Below are 974 nucleotides of genomic sequence, written 5' to 3' on the forward strand. Positions count from 1 at the left end.
TTTTAAGTATGCCAAGAATAGAGAAACGCTCATTATGGGCAGGATACTCAGAAGTAAAATGAATATGATCCGGACATATTCTCCTTCGATGATTTTCATCACCTTTCCATTGGCACAGTGTTCGGGATTATTTTCACGAATTGATTCTTTCTTTTCGTTATAAAATACTTTCCTTCGATATTTAGGTGCAAACACTACATGATATTTGCAATTCCATTTTGTATGTGCTAAGCTTTTTACGTCTGTATTTTGTTCTGACATTATACGGTCCTCCTAATGTGTTTTTATTTACGTAACTGGCAGGTCACGTTTTTATTATACACATTAGGAGTTTTTATTTCTGAATACACCGCTAAAGCTTTCACGGAACCACGCGACTATCGCGTGGTTTTCTTGATACAACAAAACTGCCGCTTGCATATAAAATCGCAAGCGGCAGTCTGTATAATTGAATCTCTTTCAATCACTTTTACAGTTCTTCTATTTTGTTACATACAAATCTCAATACTTTCCTTAAATCTTTAATGTTTATAACTCCGTCCTTTTCCACATCTGCGGCAAGTTTCTGCTCCTCGTCCAACTCAACCTTCTGACATACATACCTCAAAGTAGTACGAACGTCTGAGATCGTCACTTTTCCGTCCGAATCTGAATCACCTTTTATATAATCCGGCTTCATCGCCTCGAACGTAAATCCGTTTTCTTTTGCGTACTTCTCCGCAGCCGATCCTGCTACTCCCCGGATTGTAAATCCTTCTACCTTATATCCCTGCTCATATTGCTTGCTCGACAAATATCCTAAAGCCTCTCTTCCGATCACTTTTACAGATTCGGGGATTGTGACTGTCTTCAAAGATTCACATCCCATAAACGCCACTTCTCCGATATTATTCACGCTGTTCGGAATCACAACTTCTGTCACATTTCCCTGCATATAGAATGCATATCCTGCGAATCCACCACAGTGGCGAGAC

The 974-nt window shown here is 39.4% G+C and carries 2 protein-coding genes; both read right to left on the bottom strand.

The annotated features are described in order from the left end of the window. A partial coding sequence (locus RUMTOR_RS07485) for a transposase (protein WP_004846661.1) occupies nucleotides 1-261 on the bottom strand: 261 nt, incomplete at its 3' end. A 208-nt stretch (nucleotides 262-469) separates the two neighbouring features. Next, nucleotides 470-974 (bottom strand): leucine-rich repeat protein (locus RUMTOR_RS07490; protein ID WP_004846664.1); only part of this gene is annotated, 505 nt, incomplete at its 5' end.

It is taken from the genome of [Ruminococcus] torques ATCC 27756, from assembly GCF_000153925.1.
GTDB classification, from domain to species: Bacteria; Bacillota; Clostridia; order Lachnospirales; family Lachnospiraceae; genus Mediterraneibacter; species Mediterraneibacter torques.